The following is a 24629-nucleotide window of genomic DNA, read 5'->3' on the forward strand; positions in this document are numbered from 1 at the left end:
CGGACATATTGACACGGCGGGCAAAAACGACTACGCTCTTAGTGGTCTGACCAAATTCCAGACGGAACGCGAGGAGCAAGCCCGACGATGAAACCGATCGAAAAAGCGGAGCGCTACACGCTCAGCAAGCTGGTAGTCCATAACTTGAAGCAATATATCGTGGAAAACGGCATCCTGCCGGGGCAGAAGCTTCCCGCCGAACGGGAGCTCGCCCAAATCATGAAGGTGAGCCGCGCGATCCTGCGCGAGGCGCTTCGATCGCTCGAAAGCGCCGGCATTCTGGAAATTCGCCACGGCGAAGGGGCGTTCATCTCCGCCAACAGCTTGAGCCCGCTGCTCGAGCAGCTGTCGTTCGCGGCGAGCCTCTCCGGGTCGAACGCGGGCGAGCTGCTCGAAATCCGCTACCTGCTCGAGGCGGCGGCGGTCGATGCCGCGCTCAAGAAGGGCGGCGCTTTCCCGTTCGACGAGCTCGAACGGCTGATCGAAGCGGCCGCCGCGCCCGGCGCGCCCAAGCCGCAGACGGACGAAGCCGACGCGGCGTTTCATCTCGCGGTCGTGCGCACGCTCGGCAACGGGTCGCTGGCGCAGCTCGCCGAGCTGTTCATCCGCCAGGCGGCGACGGCCGACGGCGGGCCCGCCGCCCCGGCTCGCGCCGCGGAGGAGCACGCCCGGTACGTGCGGGCGCTGCGCGAGGCGAACGCGGAGGCGGCGAAGTTCGTGCTGCGCGAGCATTTGCGCCTGTAGGCGGGGCGTTCGGCGCCACGCGCGTCCAAGCGGGGGCTTCCGATGAGGAGGCCCCCGCTTTTTTTCCCCGTTCCTTCCCCCAAATTTGAAATTGACATGCTTTCCGATCCGACTTATATTATTATTGAACTATAACAATAATTATTGAACCATTTCACCCGACACGGAAAGGCGGTCTTATGTCCCGCGTACTGAAGCTGTCCATCGACGAATTTCTCGAAATCGCCAAAGCGCTCGCCAACGAGTCTCGGCTTGAAATATTCAAACAAATCCAGAAGACGGACATGAACGTCAACGAAATCGCCGACCGGTTCGGGCTGCCGTCGTCGACCGCGACCGTCAACGTGAAGAAGCTCGAGGAGGCCGGCCTCATCAAGACCGAGCTGCTTCCGGGCGCCCGCGGCTTCCAGAAAGTATGCTCCGCCTTGTACGACCAGCTCGCCGTCGACTTGAAGAGCCCCGAGGAGCCCGCCGTCCAAGAATCGGCCCGGTACGTACATATGCCCGTCGGCCTGTACTCGGATTGCGACGTCCGCCCGACGTGCGGCGTCTTGAGCGACGAAGGGATCGTCGGCTATCTCGACGACCCGCGAAGCTTCTACGAGCCGGACAAAGTCCGTGCCCAGCTTCTGTGGTTCCGCCAAGGCTACGTCCAATACCAAATTCCGAACAAGGTGCCTTACGACGCCAGACTGACCGGGCTCGAGCTGTCGGTGGAAATTTGCTCGGAGGCGCCCCACCATAACCCGAACTGGCCGTCCGATATTACGGTGTGGATCAACGGCACGGAGATCGGCACGTTCATGAGCCCCGGCGATTTCGGCGGGGAGCGCGGCTTGCTGACGCCGGCCTGGTGGGACAAGATCAACACGCAGTACGGCCAGCTCAAGCGATGGCGCATCGACGAGACCGGCTCCTACATCGACGGCCGGCAAGTGTCCGACGTCACCGTCGACCGGCTGAACATCGGCGACGCGCCGGCTTTCCAGCTGCGCATCGGCGTCAAGCCGGACGCCGCCAACGTCGGCGGCTTGAACTTGTTCGGCGCCAAATTCGGCAATTACGAGCAGGACCTGATCGTCCGCTTCGATTACAAGCCGCTCCGCTCGTCCGAGTAAGGACGTACGGGCGGCTCCGGCGACCGGCGGCGCGGCGGGCTTGATCGGCATTGGAGCCCGAGCCGATTCCGGTACGGATACCGGAGCGGCGTTTTCGCGCCCATTATCTCATGTTTTATTGTTTCACAACATAAATTAATGAGATTAAAAGGAGAGATCGTCATGACCCAACCCGTCATTCCCCGCCCGGAACACCCGCGCCCCCAATTCGAACGGGCCGACTGGCTCAACCTGAACGGCGAATGGGAGTTCGACTACGACGACGCCAACGTCGGCGAAGCCGAGCAATGGTACTCGGATTCGAGCTCCCGCAAGCTCGGCCGGACGATCGTCGTCCCGTACTGCTACCAGAGCAAGCTGAGCGGTATCGGCGAAACCGACATCCACGACATCGTCTGGTACCGTCGCACGTTCGAGCTGCCGCAGTCGTTTGCGGGCAAGCGCGTCCTCCTTCATTTCGGCGCCGTCGATTACGAAGCCAAGGCGTGGGTGAACGGCCGGCTCGTCGCCGCTCACGAAGGCGGTCATACGCCGTTTCAGGCCGACATCACCGAAGCGCTGAACGCATCGGGACCGAACCGTCTCGTCGTGCGCGCACGCGACTACAGCCAAGACACGACGCTCCCCCGGGGCAAGCAATATTGGAAGCCGCGATCGGAGGGCATCTTCTATACCCGGACGACGGGCATATGGCAGACGGTATGGCTGGAGGCGGTCTCCGAGACGCACGTGCGCCGGGTGCGGATGACGCCCGACGTCGACCGGAGCCTCGTCGAGCTGAAATTTTCGTTCGCCTATCCCGGCACCGGCACGGATGCCGGCTTCGGCGACCCGGCGCTCGAATCGCTGCGGCTCAAGACGACCGTCTCGTTCGCGGGCGAGGTCGTCGCCGAGGATGCGTTCCGCATCCGCGCGGCGACGGAAACGCGCTGCATCGGCCTGCACGACAACTTCGGCCGGGGCCGGACGTGGAGCCCCGACAATCCGCAGCTGTACGACGTCGAGTTCGTGCTGGAGCGGGACGAAGAGACGATCGACCGGGTGAACAGCTACTTCGGCTTGCGTAAAATTTCCGTGGACGGCGATCGGGTATGCTTGAACAACAATCCGTACTACATGAAGCTTGTGCTGGACCAAGGGTATTTCCCCGACGGCATCTTGACGCCGCCTACCGACGAGGCGATCCGCTTCGACGTGGAAGCGACGAAGGCGATGGGCTTCAACGGGGCGCGCAAGCACCAGAAGATCGAAGACCCGCGCTACCTGTACTGGTGCGACAAGCTGGGCTTGCTGCTGTGGGGAGAGATGGCGAACGCTTACGCCTATACGGAAGAGTACGCCCTGCGGATGACCCGCGAATGGACCGAGGCGATCGAGCGCGACTACAACCACCCGTGCGTCGTCGCCTGGGTGCCGCTTAACGAAAGCTGGGGCGTCCCGAACATCTCGAACGACCACAAGCAGCAAATGCACGCGCTGGCGCTTTATTATACGACCAAATCGCTCGACTCGACCCGCCTCGTCGTCTCCAACGACGGCTGGGAGCATGCGGTGACCGACCTGTGCACGATCCACGACTACGAATGGCGGCGCGACGTGCTCGCCGACCGATACTCGTCCGCGGACAAGGCGGCGGCGGCGCTGCCCGCCAACCGGCGCATTTTCGCCAGCGGATTCCGTTATGAGGGGCAGCCGGTACTCGTCAGCGAGTTCGGCGGCATCGCGTTCAAGAAGTCGTCCGACGAAGGCTGGGGCTACTCCGGCGCGAAGGACGAGGCCGATTTCGTGAAGCGGCTCGCCGACGTCGTCCATCCGCTGCTGCAAAGCCCGTGCGTACGCGGGTTCTGTTACACGCAGCTGACCGACGTGGAGCAGGAGCAAAACGGGCTCATGACGTACGACCGCAAGCCGAAGCTGCCGTTCGACGTCATCAAGCAGATCAACCAAGGCAAGCTGCCGGACTACCCGCCGCAATAAGAAAAACGTAACGATACCAGCAAACAAACACGTAAAATCCCCCGCTCTTCCGATTCCGAGACGGGGGATTCTCGCGTTATGCCGTTCGGTTGCAGGGACGTTCGGGAGCCGCCCTCGCTACCTTCCGATTTTATTGATGTTGAGATTCAGTCCGGACAGCTTGTCGTTGACGCGGGTTTGAATTTCGTGAAGCTGGGCCATGTCGTGCGCCAGGTCGATGACCTTCACCTTTACGACGGCGATGACGCTGCTCGCCACGCGCGCGACGTAATCGTCGGCCACCGGGTTGCCGGACGGGAGCGCGGTCAGCTTGCCCAAGCTTTGAAGCGCTTCCGCGCTCACGCGCAAGTTTTTGGCGTTGATTTGGTCTTGAACCGCTTTCGTCATGCCGGACAATGCCGCTTTTTGCAATTCGGGATCCGAAGCGAGCAGCTTTCCCAGTTCATCCATTCCTTTATCGGACATATCGATTCCTCCATTCGAATGTGAAATGACGGGTGCCTTCCGGGCAGCGGGTGTGACGTGAAGGGATAAAGCGGAAAGTTGCCCGTGACGAAGGCGGGCGTGTGCGGAAGCTTGGGTGAGGGAAACGTCTAGCCGGCCTTGCCGGCCGCCCAGTTGTTCAGCAAAATGTCCATGCCGTACTGCCGCATGGCGTCTTCGACCATCCAAAAGTCGGGTCGCGAGCGCAAGGCGTTGCACATATGGCAAACCGAATGCTCGCGCGGCGGAAGCCGCCATTCCGGATGGAACCGCTGAACGATTTGTTCGAGCTCGCCTAGACCTCGATGGGTGATCACTTTCAAGTACACGTCGCCGAGCATGCTCGTCAGCACTTCCGGCATCGACTGCCGATACAGGTTGCCGACGACGAACACGCCGTCGTCCAGACAGACCGAGCAGCACGGCTCTACGTCGCCGTTCGGCTGAATGACCATCTGCACGCGCGGGCAGAACAGCTGATCGTCCCGCGGGACGCGGGTTTGCACGAGCCGCGGAAGCTGCTTCGCCCGTCCGACCGGCAGCACGTAATAGTTCTCGTCCCAGAGGAGACGGTCGTGCCATTCCGGCTCGAAGTAGTCTTTGGCGCTTTTGCCGGGGCTCGTGAAATTGCTCGTAACGGACACCGCGAGGCCGACCTCGAGCGCCGTCTTGGCCGCAGTCGCGGCGTGCTTCGGGTTAACCCAGACCGAATGGCTTTCGTCCATCGAGACGGCCACCTCGACGAGGCCGAGCGCCTTCAGCTCCGTCAGCCGGCGCCGCGCGAGCTCGGGATTGTTGCCCCAAAACCCGTTCGTCGTAATCGACGTCAGAAAGCCGAAGTCGTGCAAATGCTTGTGCACCTCCAGCATTTCGTCGTAGCGGAGAAACACCTCTCCGCCCGTGAAGCCCGCCGTCTTGCAGTAAGGCACGTATTCGGAAAAATCGCGAATCCATTGCCTGACGCCGGAAATGTCGATGACGCCTTTCTTCCCGGGACCGTCGTCGTTGCAGCAAATGTCGCAGTAGGCGTTGCACTGCCGCGTCAAGCTGAAGACGAGATCCTGGATGCGGACATGTCCCCGCAGGCTCGTCTCGGTCAACTGCAGTTCCTCGACCAGCGTAATCGTCATTCACCTCCTCTTCCCGAAAATAGGCGCGGACCGCGTTAGCCATAACGCAGTCCGCGCAATGCAACTATAACAAGCGGCGGAACGGATTGTCATGGGAACATCATCACGAATCCGCCTAAGCATTTCGGTGCATTTCCGGCGCCGCGGGCGAGCGCCGATCGGGGGCTTTCCGGACTAGGCGGGAGTGGCCGAAGCCCCGCATAGCCGGCGGGAAGCTTCGACTCCCTTCCTCCGGACCGCGCCCGCTCAGGCGAGCCGCTTGCGGACGATCAGCACGGACGCCGCATGGCGGTGCGGAACACCGCTCGAATCGCAGTCGAATATCCGCTCTTCGGCGGCGAGCGTCTCCCAGCCCGCGTCGTCGTAATACCGCATCAGCTCGTCCCGGCCGTACAAATATTCGTTGACGCCCCAGTCCGGCGCCGGCGCCACGTCGGGATGATCGACGAAGGCGAACAGGACGTGCACGCCACCCGGCGCGGTGCCGTCGCGGAACCGGCGGAACTGCTCGGCCCGGCGGTCCGGCCGAATATATTGCAGCGCCCCGATCGAGTAGACGACGTCGGCCTCTCCTTCCCATGCGAAGTCGTTCAGATCGGCTTCCCGCGTGGCGATGCGGACGCCGCGCTCGTCCGCGAGCCGGCTCGCCTTCGCCAGTCCCGCGGGCGCCCAGTCGACGGCGACGACGTCGAAGCCGAGCTCCGCGAAGCGGACGCTGTCCCGTCCTTCGCCCGCGCCCAGATCGAGCAGTGTCGCGCCCGCTTTCTTGTCCGGCGGCACGACCTGGGCGACCCGGCCGGCCAAGAAGCTCGGCTCCTTGCCCCAATAGTAATCCGTCCCTCCGTACAATCGCTGCAATTGCTCTTTGTCCATCGGTATTTCCTCCTTTGCGTCGTGGCGACAGCGCCATTGTAAACCGTGCCCCGACGACAAAGTCAACATCGCGCGACGAACCGCGGCGGACGCCGGAAGCGGACGCCGCTACCGGATCGGAACGGCGAGCACGATATGGACCATCGCGCCGATGCGGCGATGCTTCGTGACGTACCCGTTCTCGTCAAACCAGCGAAGCATGTCGGACACGCGGGCGTAATGCCTCTCGCTTCCCGTCCCGCGCAAGCGCCGCGCCGCTTCCCATTCCCCGTCCGCCTCTTCCGGAACCATCGCGTCGACGATGCAGATGCGCCCGCGAGGCTTCAGCACCCGGCGCATCTCCTCGAGCGCCAGCAGCTGCTGCTCGCCCGCGAGATGGTGGAAGGCGAAGCTCGTCGCGGCGAAGTCGAACGTCCCGTCCGCGTGCGGGATCGCGAGAAAGTTGCCGAGCTTCGTCTCGAGCCGGGGGGACTTGTCCCGGCACCGCCGCAGCATTTCCCGGGACTGGTCGATGCCGGACATGCGGACGCCGGCGGACAGAAACATCCCGGCCAAGTTGCCCGTCCCGCAGCCGACGTCGAGCCCGCGCTCCCCCGGCGCCGCCTGTACCCAGTCGAAGGCGAGTCCAAGCGCTTCCTCGTAGCGGTCGTATATCGGATAATCCGGATGCTCCCCGTACACGAGCGAGTCGTGAATCGGCGCCTGCCGGTCGTAATTCCACCGGTCGTACCAGTTGCGTCTCGCCTCGCGAAGCCGCCGCGAGCCGTCCGCCAGCGCATAGATCATCTCCCGGTCGGGTGCGCGCGCGCCGTCCGCCGACGCGATCATCCGTTCCGTCGTGTCGATCATCCGCTTCAGCTCGACCCACTGCGCGTACATGACCGCCTGCTGCAGCTCGAGATAATAGCGCAGATGCTCGCCGTCGCCGCGGTCGATTTCGTCCAGCGCCCGCCGCACGTCCTCGACCGGCATCCCGATTTCGCGCAGGGCGATGACCGTCTGCAGGCGCCAGACGTCCTCGTCGGCGTAATCGCGGTACCGGTTATGCGCTTCTTTGTCCGGGGCGACCAGCCCTCTCTGCTCGTAAAAGCGTATCGCTCTCGGGGTAATCCCGAGCTTGTCGGCCACTTCCTTGATTCGCATGCGCCTCTCCTCCTTCCCCCATTGTAAACCTTATCCTAACGTCAAGGTAAAGGAACCGGCGCGCCGGAAACGCGCCGTCACAGCTCGACGACCTTGGTGGCGATCCGCCGGCCAAATTCGCTGTCGTGCTCGACGAATAGAAGCGTCGGCGAATAATCGAGCAGCAGCTCCTCGATCTGCATGCGGGACAAAATATCGACGAAATTGAGCGGTTCGTCCCACACATGCAGATGGGCGTTCTCGCAAAGACTTCTCGCGATCAGCACTTTTTTCTTTTGGCCGCCGCTGAACGCCGACATGTCCTTCTCGAATTGCGTTCTGGAGAAATCGAGCTTGCGCAATATCGATTTAAACAAGCTCTCGTCGATCCCGTAGGCGGCCGCATAATCGGACAAATCGCCCTGAAGATGGGAGGTATCCTGCGGAACGTACGACACTTTCAGCTGGCTTCCCTTCCGGAACGTGCCCGTATAGCGAATCGGCTCGCCGCAAATCAGCTTGAGCACGCTCGATTTGCCGGAGCCGTTCGGACCGGCAAGGGCGACGCGCTCGCCCCGTTCGATCGTAAAGCCGACCTCCTCGCACGCCGGCTGTTCCCCGTAGAAGACCGACACGCGGTCGAGCTCCACGAGCCGGCTTTGATGATAGGCGAGCTGCAACATTTTCAAGCTGTCCGACGTTTCGATGTTTTTCAGCAGCTTGGCCGTTTCGTCGATCGCGGTCTGCCGTCTTTGCTCCATCGATTTGGAGCGCTTCATCATTTTGGCCGCCTTATGCCCGATGTACCCTTTGTCAACTTTGGAGCCGGAGTTTCTCGTGCCGTTTTTCGTTTTTTCCACCTCGTGCGACCAGTCGCTCGTCCGTTTCGCGGCCTCCGACAGCCGTTTCATTTCCTTTCGCAGCTTTTCGTTCTCGTCCAGCTCGAACTGATCCTGCTTCTTCTTGTCTTCCCACCAGTCGGAAAACGTTCCTCTCCGGATGTCGATGCCGGATTTGTTGATCGACATCATATGGTCCACGCAATTGTCCAGAAACGCCCGGTCGTGCGACACCAGAATGAATCCGCTTTTCGACCGGAGGTAGTCGCTGACCAGCTTCCTCGCCTTCCCGTCCAGATGGTTCGTCGGCTCGTCGATGAGCAGAAACCGGTCTTCCTTCAGGAATAATGCGGCGAGCAGCACCTTCGTCCGTTCGCCGTTGGACAGCGAGCGGAAGGGCCGGTACAGCGCCTCCTCGGACATCCCGAGCATCGTGAGCTCGCGGACCAGCTGCCAATGAAGACAGTCCGGCACAATCCCCTCGACGACGTCGACGGTATTCGCCTCCTCGTCCTCGACCTCGAACGGGAAGTAGTCGAAGTCGACCTGCGCCGAAATGGTGCCGCCGTATTCGTATTTGCCGAGCAGCAATTGAAGAAACGTCGTCTTCCCCCGGCCGTTGCGGCCCGTCAATCCCAATTTCCAATCGGTATCGATGTGAAACGACACCTTTTCGAAGATCGGGTCGTAGCTCCCGTCGTAGGCAAACGTCAAGTTCGAAACCCGAATTAAAGACATCTCGTTATCCTCCCGCAAAAAAAAATTTGAGCCGCAAGAAAGTCGCCTTTCCCGCAGCTCAAATCGATACGGCAAATCCGGTCCGAGCGCGCGAAAGACGTTCGGGGTCCGGATTCCGGATATGTCGATCGAGTGAAAAGAATAAGCAACTTTCTTGCGCATAGCCGCAATAAAACAAGCGATACGTTCGTACGCTTTGCCTTGTTTTATCCGCATATAGCCGCAAGAAAATCACATTATTCCCTTCACTCCTCATTCGTTCGTTGTCACCATCGTACCATACCCGCCGGAATTTCGCCAGCGGCGGGGGCCGCGGCCCCGTTCGTCAGACCGGCGCACCGCCTCGATACCAGTCCGCCTGCTCGCGGAACATCGCCGCGTAGACGCCGTTCGCCGCCAGCAGCGACTCGTGCGTCCCTTCCTCGGCAATTGTCCCGTCCCGCAGGACGACGATGCGGTCCGCGTAGCGCGCCCAGCCGAGCCGGTGCGAGACGAACAGCGCCGTCCGGCCCCGGGCCAGCTCGCGGAACGAGCGGTACAGCGCCGTTTCGTGCTGCGGGTCGAGGGCGGCGGTCGGCTCGTCGAGCACGAGCAGCCGCGCGTCGCGCAGCGCCGCCCGGGCGACGGCGAGCCGCTGCCATTCGCCGCCGCTCAGCTCGCGGCCGCCCTCGCCGAGCAGCCCGAGCCGGGCGTCGAGTCCGCCCGGCAGCCGCTCGAGCGCGTCGGCGCCGCCTGCGCGCAGCGCACGGCGAATGACGGCGTCATCGCCCGCCGCGTCCGGACGGCCGAAGGCGACGTTGTCGCGCACCGTCGTCTCGTACCGGACGAAGTCCTGGAACGCGGCGGACATCGCGCGGCGGACGAGCGCCGGGTCGAGCTCGTCGAGGCCGACGCCGTCCCACGCGACGCGGCCCGCCGTCGGCCGGTACAAGCCGAGCAGCAGCTTGACGAGCGTCGACTTGCCGGCGCCGTTCCCGCCGACGAGCGCGACCGTCTCGCCCGGCTCGAGCGTCAGCCGGATGTCGCGCAGCGCCGGCTCGGCGGCCCCCGCGTACCGGAACGTCACGTCCTCGAACGCGATCCGCCCCAGCGGTCCCGGGGCGGGCCGCCGCGCGGCGGGGGTCGCGGCGGATGCCGCATCCGCTCCGTCCGCGGGCGATTCCGGCGGCAGGCGCAAAAACTCGGTCAAATCGAGCAGCTTGGCGCTTTGGATATACAGCTTGCCGAGCGGGAACGCCATCCGGGCCGACAGCCCGTTCGCCTGCCGCATCGCCTGAAAGACGACGACGAACGCCCCGGCGGTCATGGCGCCGGACTTCAGATGAGCCGCCATCCAAGCGACCGTTCCGAACAGTCCGGCGATCTGCACCGCCGACGCCGCGATGCCGTGCCGGATTTCCCTCCGGTTCGCGTTCATCCGCATCGCGAGCGATTGCCGCATGTCGTCCCGCCACGTCCCGATCAGCCGGTATATCGTCCCGTACAGCCGCATTTCCTTCACCGTGGCGGGCTTGGCGATCTCGTCCCGCAGATAGTCGGACCGGCGTCCCGGGCCGGTCAAGTCCCGATTCAGCCTCCGTTTGACGATGTCCGACTCGAGCCGGATCGCGAGCGAGACGAGGAAGACGGCGGCGAGAACCGCACCGGCGACCGGATCGGCCGCCGCCGCCGCCGCGGCAAGCCCGAGCCATTCGAACAGCTGCCGGACGAACAGGATCGTCTGCTGCAGCACCCCGAGCAGGTCGCCGCCCGCCGCCTCCTTCGCCCGCTGCAGCCGGTCGTAATAATCGGCCCGGTCCATCGCCGCGAGCGGCACCCGCAACGCCCGCTCGTGGACGTCCGCCTGGATGCGCATCGCCGCGGCGTCGCGAAGCTTGGCGTCGACCGCCTCATGCAGTGCGCCGAAGACGGCGCGAAGCAGGGCGGCGCCGGTCAAGACGGCGAGCGGCGGCCATACGGCGGCGAGCGTCTCGGCCCATGCCCGTTCGGCCGGCCCACCCGCCGCCACATCGACCAGATCGCGCTGGGCGGCGTAATAAGGCAGAAGCGTCGCACCGAGCAGCAGCGGGAGGCCGAGCCATACGGAGGCGAGCGCGGGCGTCGCCCGCCATAACCGGACGATCAGCAGCGCGGAGCCGCGCGCCATAGCGGCGCGGGAGTTGTTACGCATACCACGCCGCCTGCGTCCGGAACATCCGTCCGTATTCGCCTCCCGGGCGCATCAGCAGCTCGTCGTGCGTGCCGCTCTCGATCAGCTTCCCGTCCTTCAGGACGTAGATGACGTCCGCGAGCTTCGCCGCGCCGAGCCGATGCGTGACGAGCAGCGCCGAGCGTCCTTCGGTGACGCGCAGAAACAGCGCGAACGCCTCCTTCTCCGCGACCGGATCGAGCGCGGCCGTCGGCTCGTCGAAGAAGACGAACCCGGCGTCGCGGAGCAGCGCGCGGGCGGTGGCGAGCTTCTGCCATTCGCCGCCGGACGGCTCGATGCCGCCGAACGCCGCGCCGAGCTGCGCGTCCAGATCTCGCAGCCCGCTGCCGGCGTCGCGGAGCGCCTCGCGCAAAGCGGCGTCGACGCGCTCGGCCGGAGCCGAAGCCGCCGCCATGGCCGCGCTGCCGAGAACAACGTTGCCGCGGAGCGTCAGGCACAGGCGCGTAAAATCTTGGAACACCGCCGAAACGCCGGCTTCCCCCGCTCCCGCGAGCCGGCGAGCTTCGCCGTCGGTCCAGGCAACAACACCTTCGTCCGGGGCATACAGCCCCGTCAGCAGCTTGACGAGCGTCGACTTGCCGGAGCCGTTCTCGCCGACGAGAGCGGCGCGGCAGCCCGGCGGAATCGTCAAGCCGACGCCGTCGATCGCGTCCCGCTCCGCTCCGGGGTACCGGAAGCGGAGCCCGCGCGCCTGCAGCCCGACGGCCGCGGGAGCGGCATCCGGCCCGGTCCGCGGCGACGGGCCGCCCTCCGCCTCTTCCAGCGCCATGTACGCGCGGAAGTCGTCCCACCGCATCGCGAGCGCCCGCATCGCCGCGGCTTGCGCGATCCATTCGGGCAGCTGGCCCATCAGCAGCGTCAGCGCCATCAGCAGCAGGGCGAAGTCGCCGGCGGTCAGCCGGTCCGCGCCGGGCTGCAGGACGACCGCGACGAGGAGCGGGCCGGCGAGCGATGCGAGCAGCAGGTCCGGTCCGAGCTTGCGCAGCCCGGCGGACCGGACGGCCCGCCAGCGCTCCCGGGACAGCTTCCCGTACAGGGCGCCCCACCGTTCGGCGAGCGTGCCGCCCAAGCCGAACAGGCGCACCTCGGCGGCCGCGCCCCGCTTCGTCATCAGGTCGGCGTAATGCCGGAGCAGCCGGCCGTCCTCCGTCTGCTCGCGGGCGAGCCGCTCCATCCGCTCCGACGCCCGGCCGGAGACGGCCGCGTGCAGCGCCGCCGCCGCGCAGACCGCGGCCGCCGGCAGCCATTGGCCGTACCCGAGCAGCAGGGCGAGCAGCAGCGCCGACCGCAGCGTAAGCTGCGCGAGCTGCAAGCCCGCGTTGAACGTATCGTACAGCGAGACGCGGCCCGCCCGCTCGCGCAGCCGCTGCACGGCCGGCGATTCGACCGACGCGAGCGGCAGCCGCGCCGTCTTGTCGAGCAGCAGGCGCCGCTCCTCGAGCGAGCCGATCTCGATCAGCCGCGTCATCGCCATCGGGGCCGGCACGCCCAGCGCGATGTTGCCGACGGCCATAAGCAGGGCGAGCGCCGCGGCCGCGGCGACGATGCCGCCGACCGGCTCCGGCGCGGTCCATGCTTCGACGCGGTCGACGATCGTTTTGACGAGCCACAGCTCGGCCGGCACGATCGGCACGGCGAGCAGCAGCGAAGCGGCCGCGACCGCGACCGGCCGCTTCTCCAGCCGGTACAGCCGGCCGGCCGCCTCCCGGAAACTTGACCAAGCGTTGACGATGTTCCATCCCCTCCGCACGATTCGATACTTGCAGGACTCGACAAGTATAATCGTTCGGATGGAGGGGCGCTACGGAAAAAACGGTCAAAGCGGTTTTTTCCCCGCACGGAAGAACGTCGGACCCGGCAACGGCTTACGCCCGCCCCCGCCGGTTCCGTCGGACGAGCATCGCGACGAATAGCAGCGCGGGGAGCGCCATCTGGAATACCGGCGATACCGCATTGACGAAGACGACCAGCCCCGTCCAGATGTGATGGGTATAGCTCGGCGACAGAAACGCCATCGCGTAGATGGCCGCCCCCGTCGGAACGACGAGCTTCTTGTAGGCGATTCCCGTCACTTTCTCCAATCCGATAACCGCGCCGGTGTAGAAGGCCGCCATCTTGATCCCCAAGCCGAGATACAGGAGCAGGGCGAACAAGATGTCCATCCGTTCGAACACTTCGGCGATTTGGATCAGCTGCACCGTCTGCAGAAGCGGAAACGTCGCGTTGGCCGCCAGCATTGGTCCGAGCACGAGAATATTGATTTGGTTGATCGCGATCAGGAACACGGCTACGCCTCCGTACGCCGTCATGACGGCCGCGGACAGCCGTTTCCCTCTTTTCGCCATGGGGAGGAAGACGAGAAACAGCGCCGTTTGCCCGAACGGAAACGAGACGATCTCGGGAAACGCGCTGTCCCATACCGGCTTCCAGCCGTCGTCCAGCACCGGGAGCATCAGCTCGGGATGAATCAGTCCTACCCCCGCGATGAGGCCGACGATGAGGGCGTAGCTTCCGATGACGATCGGAAACAGCGTCAAGCACGTCCAGAACAGCACCTCCGCGCCGTGAAGCACCGTATTCGCCACAACGGCGATCGTGATGATCATGATGAAAAAGAGAGGCGTCTTCACGAGCAAGGTCAGCACCGTCAACTCGCCCAAATCGCGCAAATTCCGGGACGTCTCGTAGGCGAAATACAGCGAGAAGGCGAGTCCGCCGAGAGCGCCGGCCCACCTTCCCCAATACCGCCGGCACAGCTCGAACAAGTCGCGCTCCGGATCTCTCCGGTGGATGCTCAAATACATCAGTAGCAGGACGAAGCCGATCGCCGCTCCGATGCCCATCGCAAGCCATGCATCCCGCTTCGCCTTGCCCCCCAGCAGGAAGAGCGGCGTGCTGCCGATTTCGAACAGAACGAGACCGACGACCAGCTCCGACACCCGTACCGCCGTTCGGCTCATCGAGCCCCTCCCCCTTTCGTTCCGCCGCTCCCCGACCGGTCGGCTCCCCCGTAATCCCGTTCCCCTTCCCGCTGCAGCTCGTCGAACGATTTTTGAAACAGCCCGGTCCGCCGGACCGTCGCCTCGACCCGATACGTCAGCTCCAGCTTCGCCAGCTCGCTCTCCCACCTTCCCTTCATCCGCTTCCATTCGCGCGGAAAACGGCGATGCACCTTGTCGGCAAAGCCGGGCAGGTCGACCCCGAGCTTTTTGACCGCCTGCCATCCGCTCGCCATATCGCGCCGGATTCGGTCCTCGATCTGCTTCTCCATCTCGCCCATTCGATCCGGCTTCGTCAAATCCTGGCCGCAGGTCGATTCCAGCAGCACGCCTGTCGCCTTCACCTCGATTTCCATCGCGTAATGGCCGCCCTTCTTCACGGGCGTCGCGCGCGTTTTCGCACGATCGACGCGGAACGACGAATGCTTCGCCGGCTTCCCCGAACCCGGACATTCGAACGAGATCGTCGTCCCCTTCACCCGATCGGACAGCCAGGAGACACCCCGGCTTTCCTCCCTTCCCAGCCATCCGACCAGACGGTCGCCGTGAAAGACGCCCAGGCGGGACAGCCGCAGCTTGCTCGGGGTCGACGTTTTCTTGAAGATGTCGAGCGACTCCAGCTGCTCGTCCTCGCCCTTCAATACGATTTCCGGCACGCCCGCCCCCCTGGCGTCGGAATTCATGCTCATGGCAAGCTCGTACATCGAAACCGCCGGGAAGAAGGAGGCGAACCGTTCTTCTTTGCGCAAAATATCGGCCATCGCCGTGCCGGGCAGCCTTTCGGGCGGAACGAACTGCTTCAACACGTCGCTCGCCTTGTTTTCCGCGAGCAGCACCATGACGGTTTCCCGGGCGTCGGGGTTGCGGAAATACAAGTCGACGATTTCGCCGATGCCGGCCTCGGCCGCTTCTCTTCCGATCACCAGAACGTTGTTGTGGGCGAAGTACAGCCGACGCGGATTTTCCAGATCGCTCAAGGCGACCGCCTCGCGCATCGTCTTCGCCTTGGTCGAGAACACGTGAACCGGCGTCTGCGACGCGTTGGCGCCGGAAGCGCCGCCGGTGCCGGTCGACATTGCGGACGGTACGATCGTCTGGTAGGTGACGATCCATTCCCCGTGCGACAAGTCCATCCCCGTGGCGGTCGTAATGCCCAGTTCGTTGAGCTCGGTTCGGCTCCAGCAGCCGGTCAGCGCCAAACAGACGGCGACGGCGAACAGCAGGCGTCCGTATGCACTCATGATGTCGACCTTTTCCTCCCCGACGGGCATCGTTCGTCCAGCCCTTAGTTTTCCTTTCGCCCGGAAGCCGGCGGCGGCTTCGGCCTCTGCTCGTCGGCCTGTCTGCTCAGATTTCCCGTCGCAATGCCGGCCGGACGCCGCTTCATCGCCCACCACGGCACCCGGGTGAACAAGTCTTTCCAGTTGCCTTTCCGGAAGGGAGCGACGGGCATGAAATAAGGGACGCCGAACGACCGGAGCGACACCAGATGGACGAGCAGCGGAACGAGCCCGGCGATGATCCCGAACAAGCCGAGGGTGCCGGCGAGAAACATGAGCGCGAACCGGATCAGCCGTACCGTAGCCGCCATATTGATCGTCGGCAGCACGAAGTTGGATATGGCCGTGAACGATACGACGATCACCATCGCGGCCGAGACGAGTCCGGCCTGTACCGCCGCTTGGCCGAGGACGAGGGCGCCCACGATGGAGATGGCCGGTCCGATCGCGCGCGGCATCCGGACGCCCGCTTCGCGGATAATCTCGAACGTGATTTCCATCAGCAGCGCTTCCAGCACGGCCGGCAGCGGCGTCCCTTCCCGTTGGGCGGCCAAGCTGATGAGCAGCGTCGTCGGGAGCATCTCCTGATGGAATGTCGTGACCGCGATATATAACGACGGGAGAAGCATCGCCACCAAGAACGACGTCAGCCGGATAACGCGAAGAAACGACGAGATGTCGTATCGCTGGTAGTAGTCCTCGCTCGATTGGAAAAATTTGAAGAACGTAATCGGCGCGATCAGCACGAACGGCGTCCCGTCCACGAAAACCGCCACCTGCCCTTCCAGCAGGCAGCCCGCCACCGTATCCGGCCGTTCCGTATTCATCAGCGTCGGAAACGGAGTGACGGCGGCGTCTTGAATCAATTCCTCGATATACCCGCTCTCCAAAATGCTGTCCGTGTCGATCGCGCGGAGCCGCAAACCGACTTCCTTCACCACTTCGTCGTTGGCGACCCCCTGCAAATGGAGGACCGCGACTTTGGTCTGCGTATACCGGCCGATCGTCAGCGACTCCACGCGCAAATCCGGTGTTCGGAGCTTCCGCCGGACCAGCGCCAGGTTGGTCGAAAGGTCTTCCGTAAACCCTTCCTTCGGACCGCGGATCACCGTCTGCGAGCTCGGCTCCTCGACCGCCCGCCGAGCGCCTCCCGGAATCGAGACGGCGGCCGCGACCGGGGAGCCGTCGAAGAGCACGACCGCACAGCCGTCGAGCATGCAGGAGCAGACGTCTTCCGTCTTGTCGAGCGTTGCGACGCCGCCGAACGGAATGTGCCGCTTCGCGGTCGAAAAGGCGGTTTCGGGGGTAACCGTCGCGTCCGCCGCCAAGCCCGCCACGCTCTCCAGCAGCTCGGTCAGCCGTTCGGCGTCGACCAGCCCGTCAACGTAACAGACGGCCGATTTCGGGCCTTGTGTCCCGTCCGCTTCCGCCCATTCCCGGATTACGATGTCGGGACTCGTCCCCATTCGGAGCCGAATCGCGTCCAGCGTCTCCGCCAGCGACGTTCCGAGCTTGGCCGGCGTCTCGCGACGGTCGTTTCGCCCGTATTCGGATGATTTGCGGTTTTGCCGGTTTCGGCCGGGCCATCGAGTGAACAAGTGACGGGTCGCTCCTTGCTTTTCGTTTCGATTAGTATGCGAATATTTACCAATCCCGATACGCCGCCGATTTGGTTCCTTTGCGACCCACTTGGTATAGTTAGGATTAATCCGACCCGGCTGTTGTTCGGCAAAGGGTCGCCGGAACATCCCCGTTCCCATATTCCGCTTTACGTCCACGGCGGCGGCAGCAACAAGAGAAACGTTAGACTGTGGTTTTTACGCCACAACAACCCTTACTATTCCGGAAAAGTTATTATCCCCCTACAAAATACGGAACAGTACTGCCCGTTGCTCGACAATTTGCCCTTGCTTGACAGGCGCAGAACAAAAAACGCAACTGACGACGGATTGCCAGTGCGTTTCAAAATTTCATCCAGTTCCTCGATGAAGAGCGATCGTATTTGTATCTTCCATGCGACTTTTCCTTAACGACGGACCTTGGGACAACGGATCGATTCTCTTTTGGTGGATCTTCGCGGCCTGCACGGCTTGCAAACCACCTTTAATAAACCGTTACGTCCTTTTGCCTTACGATCCTTCTTTGTCTTCTTCCGTTTTTTCAGCATTTTCATCAGCAGCTTCTTGCACAATTTTTGAATCGCGCGGTTACGAACGGAGCCGGCAGGTCCCGGTGGTCCCGGCGGACCTTCCGGTCCCGGTATAGTTGGCGGTCCAGCCGATCTTTGCAGTCCCGGCGTTCCTGAAGGCCCAGGCGGGCCGAGAAGCCCGGGTGTTCCTGAAAGCCCTGGCGTTCCAGGTGAACCGGATGGCCCGGGCGGTCCCGATGGTCCGGGTGGTACGGGCGGCCCGGGTGATCCGGGTGGTCCGGGTGGTCCGGGTGGTCCGAGTTGCCCGGGCGGACCGGGTGGTCCCGGCGGCGCAACATACTCCCCGAGTTTGACTATGAAAGCATTTGTGATGGACGGATCAACGTTGGGATTCGGAAGAAAGGCTCCCGGAGTGACCGGGAAGTCGAGCGATCTCGTCCTGCCAGTGGCATACACCGTACCAAATACATCAACGGCGATATCGGTGCCCGAATCAAAAAAGTTCCCTCCGAGAAAAGAAGAATAAAGCAAAGAGGAGCCCGTCAAGCTTATGCGGGTCAAAAAGGCGTCTTCGCTGCCTCCCAGTTTGGTTTCAAAGGCGCCGGGGATCGTCGGAAAGTTTGCTGAAAATGTCGTGCCTATGATATTGGCGTTTCCGTAAGCATCTAACGCAATACCGTTAGCCCCGTCGGCTTCGCTTCCTCCGAGATAGGTGGAGTAGAGGAGGGCTGTGCCCGCCGGGTTCAGCTTGGCTACGAAAGCATCCTCGCTGCCGTTGTTCGATGTGGAGAAGGCGCCGGATGTCGTCGGAAAGTCGGAAGAGCTGGTCGTTCCCGCTACATAGGCGTTGCCCTCGACGTCTGCCGCAATACCGTTCCCATGATCAAGACTGGTTCCCCCGAGGTAGGTGGAATAAATGAGCGCGGTACCCGTCGGGTTCACCTTGGTCACAAAAGCATCTTGGAAGCCGCTAAACGTGTTGAACAAGGCGTTCTGTATCGGAAAATCGGTGGAGTCCGTCCACCCGGTTACATAAGCGTGGCCGGAAACATCGACGGCGACTCGACTCGCGATATCTTGCCCGGATCCTCCGAGATAAGACGAATACACGAGGCCCGAGCCTGCAGGGTTGAGCTTGGTTACGAATGAATCGATTTCGGAATCGTATGACGGTTGAAAAACGCCGGGGGTCGTCGGAAAATCGAGAGCATCCGTAATTCCGGTTATATACGCGTTACCGAGAGCGTCCACGGCGATTCCATGCCCTTCATCTCGCAGACTGTCGCTTCCCCCCAGGAAGGTGGAGTAGACAAGAGCGGTTCCCGTGGGGTTTAACTTGGTCACAAAAGCTTCCTGTATCCCTCTCAACATTGGGTCCAGGGCGTCGGAGGTCGTCGGAAAATCGTGGGATCGGGTAACACCCGTTATATACGCGTTTCCCGAAGCATCCGCCGCAATTCCGAAGCCCTTGTCGAGATCGCTTCCTCCGAGATAGGTCAAGTAGACGGGGGCGGTACCCTCGGGGTTCATCTTTAACACATAGGCATCGTAGGTTTGACCCCCTAAATTCAAGGACGGTTGAATGGCGCCGGGGGTCGTGGGAAAGTTGGCGATATTCGTAAAGCCTGTCATATACGCGTGGCCGGAATCATCCGCAGCGATACCAAGACCTTCGGTTTCCAGACCGGGGCCGATCCCCCCGAGGTAGGTGGAATAGAGGAGGATGGGATCGATGACCAAGGGATGGTTCGGATCGTAGTCTCCCAGCAGCTCGAATCCGACGATCCGGATTCCAGCACTTTCCTCGTATAAGGTAAAAGCACAATCTATCATTTCCCTCCTTCCCCGTACGTCTTGATAAGCAACCGGTTTTTGGTCCGTCAGCGTTCCCAATGGGGTATCGATTAGCAAATTCCCGGTATCGTCGATTCGAATCCCATCGGCGCCTTCGCATACCAGGCGGATGTTCTCTACGCGGCTTCCCGGCTGCAGCATCACATCGTACTTGAGCGTTCCTTCACCGCCGCGAAAGACGACATCGATTCCGGACCATACGTTCCGGCATACGACTTCCCGGTACATCGGAACGCGGGTAAGATGCTTTTTCGGGTCGTTGCCGCGAAAGAAGTTGACCGTCCCGGCTTCCAGCAAGGCCCCTTCCACGGTCATATCGGGTTCGGCGTGCCGAAACCGCCAGACTAGGTTGACACCCTTCAGTGGACGTTCATGTTCTTGCAAGTCCCGCTCATGCAAGCGTGAACCGGTGGTTCCGGCTCCGCGAACTGATGAAGGCGAAGGGTCAGCCGTATAAAAGGTCATCGTTATACGATCCGGTGCGAAAGCATACCGAAATCCGTTACCCTCCGCATAAAACGTTATCGAATCGTCCACTTGCCCGACATTGGGAATAAACAAAAGTGGAATCTTGGAGTAGGCCTTCCGTATACGTTGCTCGGCATGCAACGGGTCGTCCTCCCTTCTAATGTAAGATGACAAGGCATGGGTTGGGGTTTCCTACATCTGTATGTGGCGTCAATTCGGCTTGCTTGTGTATTTATCTTGGGAAACTCTCCGGAGGCCGATGTTGTCCGGTTTCGACAACGGCCGATCCTGATCAGGCGTCGTCGGTGCCCGGAGAACGGCTGCGCCAGCGGAAGAGCCGGGCGTTCGGCGATATTTAATAAATCGGAATGTAAAGAATACATTCGGGTAAAATCCCCGGTAATAGCGACTTCAAGATGTCAAATAAACAAAGAACCCGGCCAAATACGGTCGGGTTCCACGGATTTATGCAAGAGATTGGCTAACAACGTCGGATCCATCCAGGGATACGGATCCGGTCGACGAAACCAATTAAGATCGGTGCATGTGTTATTCCCTATCCCTCATTCGTATCTTAATTCCGCCGGCGACCGGATGGGAGCCAGCTCGGCGAGCCGCCGACGACCGTCAGCGCTCTGTCCGCCCGGCCCGACCGTCCGGCTCCGGCAGCCCCGCCTACCCGATCACGATGCCGATCTTGCCGTCGCGCACGTCGACCTTGTAGCTGCGCGTCCGCACCTTGTCGCTGATCAGCGACTTGCCGGTCTTGATGTCGAACTCCCAGCCGTGCCACGGGCAGCGGACGATCTCGCCCGCACGCCCGTACTCGTACCGGTATACGTCCGACGGCAGCGTCGTGCCGCAGACGTGACCGGCGCACAGCGGCGCGCCCTGATGCGGACAATAGTTGTGCAGCGCGTAAAATTGCCCGCCGATCCGGTATACCCCGATCTCGCGCCCCTCGACGTTTACGACGGCGCGCCCGCCATCCGGCACGTCGTCCGCGTCCAAGACGTAATGCACCGCCATTCGCGCGCCTCCTCCCTCCGCTTTCCCAAGCCTCACAGCCGGTACAGCTTCTTCGCGTTTTCGTAAAACACTTTCCGCTTCGCCTCCGGGCTCAGCCGCTTCAAAATCGCCGTCGGCGCATCGAAGTCCCAATGCGGGTAGTCGCTCGAATACAAAATCATGTTCTCGGCGTCGATCATGTTGAACAGGTCGATCAAATGCTGCGGATTGTCCGGCTCCTCGATCGGCTGGGTCGAGACGTAGCAGTGCTCGCGGATATACTGGCTCGGCGGCTTTTTCAGCCACGGCACTTGGGACCGAAGCGCCTTGTAATTTTTGTCGAGACGCCACATGATGTGAGGCAGCCAGGCGATGCCCCCCTCGACGAGGACGACCTTCAGCTTCGGGAATTTCTCGAACACGCCCTCGCATACCATGCTGACGAGATGCGCCATGAACATTTGCGACAGGCACGTATGCCACTCGATATACCGCGACGGATATCCCGCCGCCGTCGGCGGGGTGGAGCTGCCCGCCCCTTCCGCGCCCGGGTGAAGGGCGACGGGCAAGCCGTTGCGCTCCGCCGCCTCGTAGATCGGATGGTACTGCCGCTGGCCGAGCGGGGCGCGGGCCGCGCTCGAGATGATGACCTCGACCATGTCGGGATGTCCGCCGATCCGGTCGATCTCCCGCGCCGCGAGCGCCGGGTCCTGCGTGGCGACGGCGATCGCTCCTTTGAACGCCTTGCTTTTGCCGAGCCATTCCTCGATCAGGAAATCGTTGTACGCCGAGCAGATCGCCGCGGCGAAGTCGGGGTCGTGGGTCGCCGATATGTTGTAGACGACGCCGGTCAAGATGGCGTACTCCACGTTGTAGCCGTTCACCAGCTGCTCGATCATGAAGTCCGGATCGGAGCCCGCCTTGCCTCCGCCGGGAGGGACCGAGTCCCTCCGCAGCACGCCGACGGGCGAATGGTACCCGGAGCCGGCGAAGCCGACGCCGCCGCTCGCCACCCTGCTTCTCCACGGCTCGGGCAAATACGGGACGAGCGCGGCGTCGCTCTGTTCGTTGTGGACGTCCACGTCGATCACTTTGAAGCTCTCGTCACGGGGCATATGCTCTCTCGCCTCCTCGGCCATCCGTTATTTCGCGCCGTACGTCCGTTTGTACGCCGTATTGTACATGTTGAGCAGATCGTCGGAGCCGAGCTTTTTCGCCTGGTCGAGGAACTGCTTGTAGGTCGTATCGTTGATCGGCGTTTTGCCGACGACGAACTCGGTAATTTTTTGCTCCAGAAACTTGTTCAGGTTGTTCAGCTTCGACTTCTCGAGCTCCATCTCTTCCTCGGTTTTGACGATTTGCTTCGGCGCCGGCACGATATATTTCTCGTAGCTCGCGTTGATCGCCTTGCTCTTCTCGTCGAGTCCCCGCTCCCAGGCGTCGCGCGCCTTCGCGTTGTTGAGCGAGATGTTGTCGTACCAGACGCCGTAATCGCGGCGCAGCGGCACGTACGGGCTCGCGCCGAACTCCTTCATGAACAGCGGCTTGCCGTTCTCGAGCGTGTACGTCTTGCCTTGGATGCCGAGCGACAAATAATTGGAGCCTTCCTCGCTCATGAGATAGTCGAGGAATTGGACGGCCCGCTCCTTGTCCTTCACCTTCGCCGAGATGGCGCGTCCGACGTTGCCGATCAGCGGACGGGAATATTGGTAATTTTTGACGCCGCTCTTGGCGAATTGCGGAATTGTGCTCAGCTCGTACTCCTGCCCGGCGCCGGCCGCCCGCGCTTTTTGCGTCAGGCTGTCGAGGTCCGCCTTCCAGAAGTAGGTGACGAACGATTTCCCCTTCAGGATGCGCTCCTCCCACTGCGCCGCCGTCAGCAGCGAATATTCGGGGTCGAGCAGCTTCTCGGTATACAGCTTGTTCAGGAAGACGATCGCTTCCTTATACCCGTCGTGGTAAGGGGCGAACGCGTATTTGTCGTCTACCGGGTTCAGGTTGAAAAACCCTTGGATGCCCGTAAACGCCCGGCCCATGACGGTGTACAAGCCGGTGTCGCCGATCGGCGAGTTGGAGACGAGCGGGTACGAGTCGGGATGCTTCGCCTTCAAATCTTTCAGAAACTGGTAAAACTCGTCGATCGTCGTCGGCGGCTTCAAGCCGTCCTTCTCCATGACGTCCTTGCGGACGTACCAGACGAAGTTGAACCCTTTCCCTTCCGGGTCGCCTTCGAGAATCGGCACCGTGTAGATGCCGCCGTCCGGCCCCGTCGCGACGGCCTTCGCCTCCGGGTAGCTGTCGAAAAACTTTTTCAGGTTCGGGGCTTTGTCGAGGTAATCCTTCAAGTTCAGAAACACTTTCTCCGGTCCGTGCTCCCGGCCTTCCTGCGTCGTCACCTGGATGAAGTCGGTCACCGAGTTGGTCGCGATCATGATCTGTCTTTTCTCGGTCAGCCCTTCCTGGCTCACGACCTGGAAGTCGACCTTGACGCCCGTCTTCGCCTCGATTTCCTTGAAAATTTCCCAGTCCGTCCGCACCTTTCCTTCCGGCCTGTCGTACACGAGCCAGCTGAACGTAATCGGCTTCGGCGCCGAGCCGTCCGTTCCTTTCGAGTCCGCCGGGGAATCGGTCTTGCCGCCGCAGGCCGCCGCCAGTCCGGCCAGCATGACCGTGGCGAGCGTCGTAGCGATCCATTTGCTTCGTTTCATCGGACAACCTCCCTTGATTTCGACAATGTATATGGGAACGGACGACGAAGCTCCGCTATCCCTTGATGCCGCCGATCATGCTGCCTTGGACGAAATATTTCTGAATGAACGGGTACACGCAAAGAATCGGCAAAGTCGCGATCATGATCATCGCGTATTTCAGCGTCACGACGAAGTCGAGGTCGCCTTCGCCCTGCACGTTCGAGCCGGCGATCAAAATGTTGCGCAGCATAATTTGCAGCGGGTACATGCTCTTGTCCTTCAAATAAATGAGTGCGTCGAAAAAAGCGTTCCACTGGCCTACGGCGGTGAACAAGGCGATCGACGCCAGCACCGGCAGCGACAGCGGCATGACGATGCGCAGCAGCACCTGCACCGACCCGCACCCGTCGATCGTGGCGGCGTCCTCCAGCTCCTCGGGCAGCGCCTCGAAAAACGTCCGCATGATGAACAGATGCCACGTGCTGATAAGCGACGGCAGCACGATCGCCCAAATCGAGTTAAGCAGGCCGAGCTTCTGCACGACGAGAAACGTCGGGATGAGCCCCCCGCTGAACAGCAGCGTGAAGGCGGCCATGAGCAGGACGGCCCGGCGGCCGGGCAGCCATTTTTTCGCCAGCGGATACGCCATCGCGGCCGTGGCGATCAGCGTCAGCGCCGTATGGACGACCGTATACCGGATCGTATTCCAGTAGCTGATCCAGACGTCCGGGTTGGCGACGATCCGCCCGTACGCCTCCAGCGTCACCGCCTTCGGCCACAGCAGCACCCGCCCGCTCGATACCATCGCGTTGTCGCTGATCGAGGCGGAGAAGACGTACACCATCGGGTACAGCATGACGACGACAAGCAGGAGCATGAGGAGCACGTTGAACGCGTCGAACAGCTTCGAGCCCCAGCTTTCCTTGATTTTCATTCGCGTTCCCTTCC

The 24629-nt window shown here is 62.3% G+C and carries 18 protein-coding genes; 3 read left to right on the top strand and 15 right to left on the bottom strand.

Going from position 1 to position 24629, the window contains the following annotated elements:
- The first annotated feature begins 87 nt into the window (after positions 1-87).
- The 3 genes from DLM86_RS15555 (at position 88) to DLM86_RS15565 (ending at position 3839) form a co-directional block, all read left to right on the top strand.
- On the top strand, positions 88-744 hold the full coding sequence (locus DLM86_RS15555; protein ID WP_110840950.1) for a FadR/GntR family transcriptional regulator: 657 nt from the start codon (positions 88-90) through the stop codon (positions 742-744).
- A 179-nt stretch (positions 745-923) separates the two neighbouring features.
- Positions 924-1862, top strand: a complete 939-nt coding sequence (locus DLM86_RS15560) for an ArsR/SmtB family transcription factor (protein WP_110840951.1) — start codon at positions 924-926, stop codon at positions 1860-1862.
- A gap of 162 nt (positions 1863-2024) precedes the next feature.
- A complete protein-coding gene (locus DLM86_RS15565) occupies positions 2025-3839 on the top strand; it encodes a glycoside hydrolase family 2 protein (RefSeq protein ID WP_110840952.1) in 1815 nt (604 codons plus the stop codon).
- A gap of 117 nt (positions 3840-3956) precedes the next feature.
- Here DLM86_RS15565 and DLM86_RS15570 read toward each other — a convergent pair whose 3' ends face one another.
- The 15 genes from DLM86_RS15570 to DLM86_RS15640 form a co-directional block, all read right to left on the bottom strand.
- Positions 3957-4304 (bottom strand): hypothetical protein, encoded by a 348-nt coding sequence (locus tag DLM86_RS15570; RefSeq protein ID WP_110840953.1) that lies wholly within the window; start codon positions 4302-4304, stop codon positions 3957-3959.
- 128 nt (positions 4305-4432) lie between these two features.
- Positions 4433-5452 carry a radical SAM/SPASM domain-containing protein gene (locus DLM86_RS15575; protein ID WP_110840954.1) on the bottom strand — a complete coding sequence of 340 codons (1020 nt, stop codon included), beginning with the start codon at positions 5450-5452 and terminating at the stop codon, positions 4433-4435.
- A 246-nt stretch (positions 5453-5698) separates the two neighbouring features.
- Positions 5699-6325, bottom strand: a complete 627-nt coding sequence (locus DLM86_RS15580) for an SAM-dependent methyltransferase (protein WP_110840955.1) — start codon at positions 6323-6325, stop codon at positions 5699-5701.
- Between the two features lie 108 nt (positions 6326-6433).
- On the bottom strand, positions 6434-7468 hold the full coding sequence (locus DLM86_RS15585) for a MerR family transcriptional regulator (RefSeq protein WP_110840956.1): 1035 nt from the start codon (positions 7466-7468) through the stop codon (positions 6434-6436).
- Between the two features lie 77 nt (positions 7469-7545).
- A complete protein-coding gene (abc-f, locus tag DLM86_RS15590) occupies positions 7546-9024 on the bottom strand; it encodes a ribosomal protection-like ABC-F family protein (protein ID WP_110841062.1) in 1479 nt (492 codons plus the stop codon).
- Between the two features lie 325 nt (positions 9025-9349).
- Positions 9350-11194 carry an ABC transporter ATP-binding protein gene (locus tag DLM86_RS15595; protein WP_110840957.1) on the bottom strand — a complete coding sequence of 615 codons (1845 nt, stop codon included), beginning with the start codon at positions 11192-11194 and terminating at the stop codon, positions 9350-9352.
- A complete protein-coding gene (locus DLM86_RS15600) occupies positions 11187-12983 on the bottom strand; it encodes an ATP-binding cassette domain-containing protein (RefSeq protein WP_245954609.1) in 1797 nt (598 codons plus the stop codon). The genes DLM86_RS15595 and DLM86_RS15600 overlap by 8 nt, the downstream gene beginning before the upstream one ends.
- A 115-nt stretch (positions 12984-13098) precedes the next feature.
- Positions 13099-14193 (bottom strand): GerAB/ArcD/ProY family transporter, encoded by a 1095-nt coding sequence (locus DLM86_RS15605; RefSeq protein WP_110840958.1) that lies wholly within the window; start codon positions 14191-14193, stop codon positions 13099-13101.
- Positions 14190-15473 carry a Ger(x)C family spore germination protein gene (locus DLM86_RS15610; protein WP_158289488.1) on the bottom strand — a complete coding sequence of 428 codons (1284 nt, stop codon included), beginning with the start codon at positions 15471-15473 and terminating at the stop codon, positions 14190-14192. Before DLM86_RS15610 ends, DLM86_RS15605 begins: the two co-directional genes overlap by 4 nt.
- Positions 15474-15517: 44 nt before the next feature.
- A complete protein-coding gene (locus DLM86_RS15615; protein ID WP_245954611.1) occupies positions 15518-17110 on the bottom strand; it encodes a spore germination protein in 1593 nt (530 codons plus the stop codon).
- Positions 17111-17538: 428 nt separating this feature from the next.
- Positions 17539-20124: a DUF7948 domain-containing protein gene (locus tag DLM86_RS33000; RefSeq protein WP_110840960.1), complete on the bottom strand. Its 2586-nt coding sequence runs from the start codon at positions 20122-20124 to the stop codon at positions 17539-17541.
- A 534-nt stretch (positions 20125-20658) separates the two neighbouring features.
- Positions 20659-21012: a Rieske (2Fe-2S) protein gene (locus DLM86_RS15625; protein WP_110840961.1), complete on the bottom strand. Its 354-nt coding sequence runs from the start codon at positions 21010-21012 to the stop codon at positions 20659-20661.
- A 32-nt stretch (positions 21013-21044) separates the two neighbouring features.
- Complete coding sequence (locus tag DLM86_RS15630; RefSeq protein WP_110840962.1) at positions 21045-22106, bottom strand: amidohydrolase family protein; 1062 nt, start codon at positions 22104-22106, stop codon at positions 21045-21047.
- Positions 22107-22133: 27 nt separating this feature from the next.
- On the bottom strand, positions 22134-23699 hold the full coding sequence (locus DLM86_RS15635; protein WP_110840963.1) for an extracellular solute-binding protein: 1566 nt from the start codon (positions 23697-23699) through the stop codon (positions 22134-22136).
- Between the two features lie 55 nt (positions 23700-23754).
- Positions 23755-24615, bottom strand: a complete 861-nt coding sequence (locus DLM86_RS15640) for a carbohydrate ABC transporter permease (RefSeq protein ID WP_110840964.1) — start codon at positions 24613-24615, stop codon at positions 23755-23757.
- Between the last annotated feature and the right edge of the window lie 14 nt (positions 24616-24629).

The organism is Paenibacillus flagellatus (assembly GCF_003217775.1).
Taxonomy (GTDB): Bacteria; Bacillota; Bacilli; order Paenibacillales; family NBRC-103111; genus Paenibacillus_AB; species Paenibacillus_AB flagellatus.

Bases quoted from the DNA above. Each gene is read 5' to 3' on its own strand.
- DLM86_RS15610 (WP_158289488.1), bottom strand. From the start codon at position 15,473: ATGAGTGCATACGGACGCCTGCTGTTCGCCGTCGCCGTCTGTTTGGCG.
- abc-f (WP_110841062.1), bottom strand. From the start codon at position 9,024: ATGTCTTTAATTCGGGTTTCGAACTTGACGTTTGCCTACGACGGGAGC.
- DLM86_RS15640 (WP_110840964.1), bottom strand. From the start codon at position 24,615: ATGAAAATCAAGGAAAGCTGGGGCTCGAAGCTGTTCGACGCGTTCAAC.
- DLM86_RS15575 (WP_110840954.1), bottom strand. From the start codon at position 5,452: ATGACGATTACGCTGGTCGAGGAACTGCAGTTGACCGAGACGAGCCTG.
- DLM86_RS15580 (WP_110840955.1), bottom strand. From the start codon at position 6,325: ATGGACAAAGAGCAATTGCAGCGATTGTACGGAGGGACGGATTACTAT.
- DLM86_RS15585 (WP_110840956.1), bottom strand. From the start codon at position 7,468: ATGCGAATCAAGGAAGTGGCCGACAAGCTCGGGATTACCCCGAGAGCG.
- DLM86_RS15565 (WP_110840952.1), top strand. From the start codon at position 2,025: ATGACCCAACCCGTCATTCCCCGCCCGGAACACCCGCGCCCCCAATTC.
- DLM86_RS15630 (WP_110840962.1), bottom strand. From the start codon at position 22,106: ATGCCCCGTGACGAGAGCTTCAAAGTGATCGACGTGGACGTCCACAAC.
- DLM86_RS15555 (WP_110840950.1), top strand. From the start codon at position 88: ATGAAACCGATCGAAAAAGCGGAGCGCTACACGCTCAGCAAGCTGGTA.
- DLM86_RS15635 (WP_110840963.1), bottom strand. From the start codon at position 23,699: ATGAAACGAAGCAAATGGATCGCTACGACGCTCGCCACGGTCATGCTG.
- DLM86_RS15625 (WP_110840961.1), bottom strand. From the start codon at position 21,012: ATGGCGGTGCATTACGTCTTGGACGCGGACGACGTGCCGGATGGCGGG.
- DLM86_RS15560 (WP_110840951.1), top strand. From the start codon at position 924: ATGTCCCGCGTACTGAAGCTGTCCATCGACGAATTTCTCGAAATCGCC.
- DLM86_RS15570 (WP_110840953.1), bottom strand. From the start codon at position 4,304: ATGTCCGATAAAGGAATGGATGAACTGGGAAAGCTGCTCGCTTCGGAT.
- DLM86_RS15605 (WP_110840958.1), bottom strand. From the start codon at position 14,193: ATGAGCCGAACGGCGGTACGGGTGTCGGAGCTGGTCGTCGGTCTCGTT.
- DLM86_RS15595 (WP_110840957.1), bottom strand. From the start codon at position 11,194: ATGCGTAACAACTCCCGCGCCGCTATGGCGCGCGGCTCCGCGCTGCTG.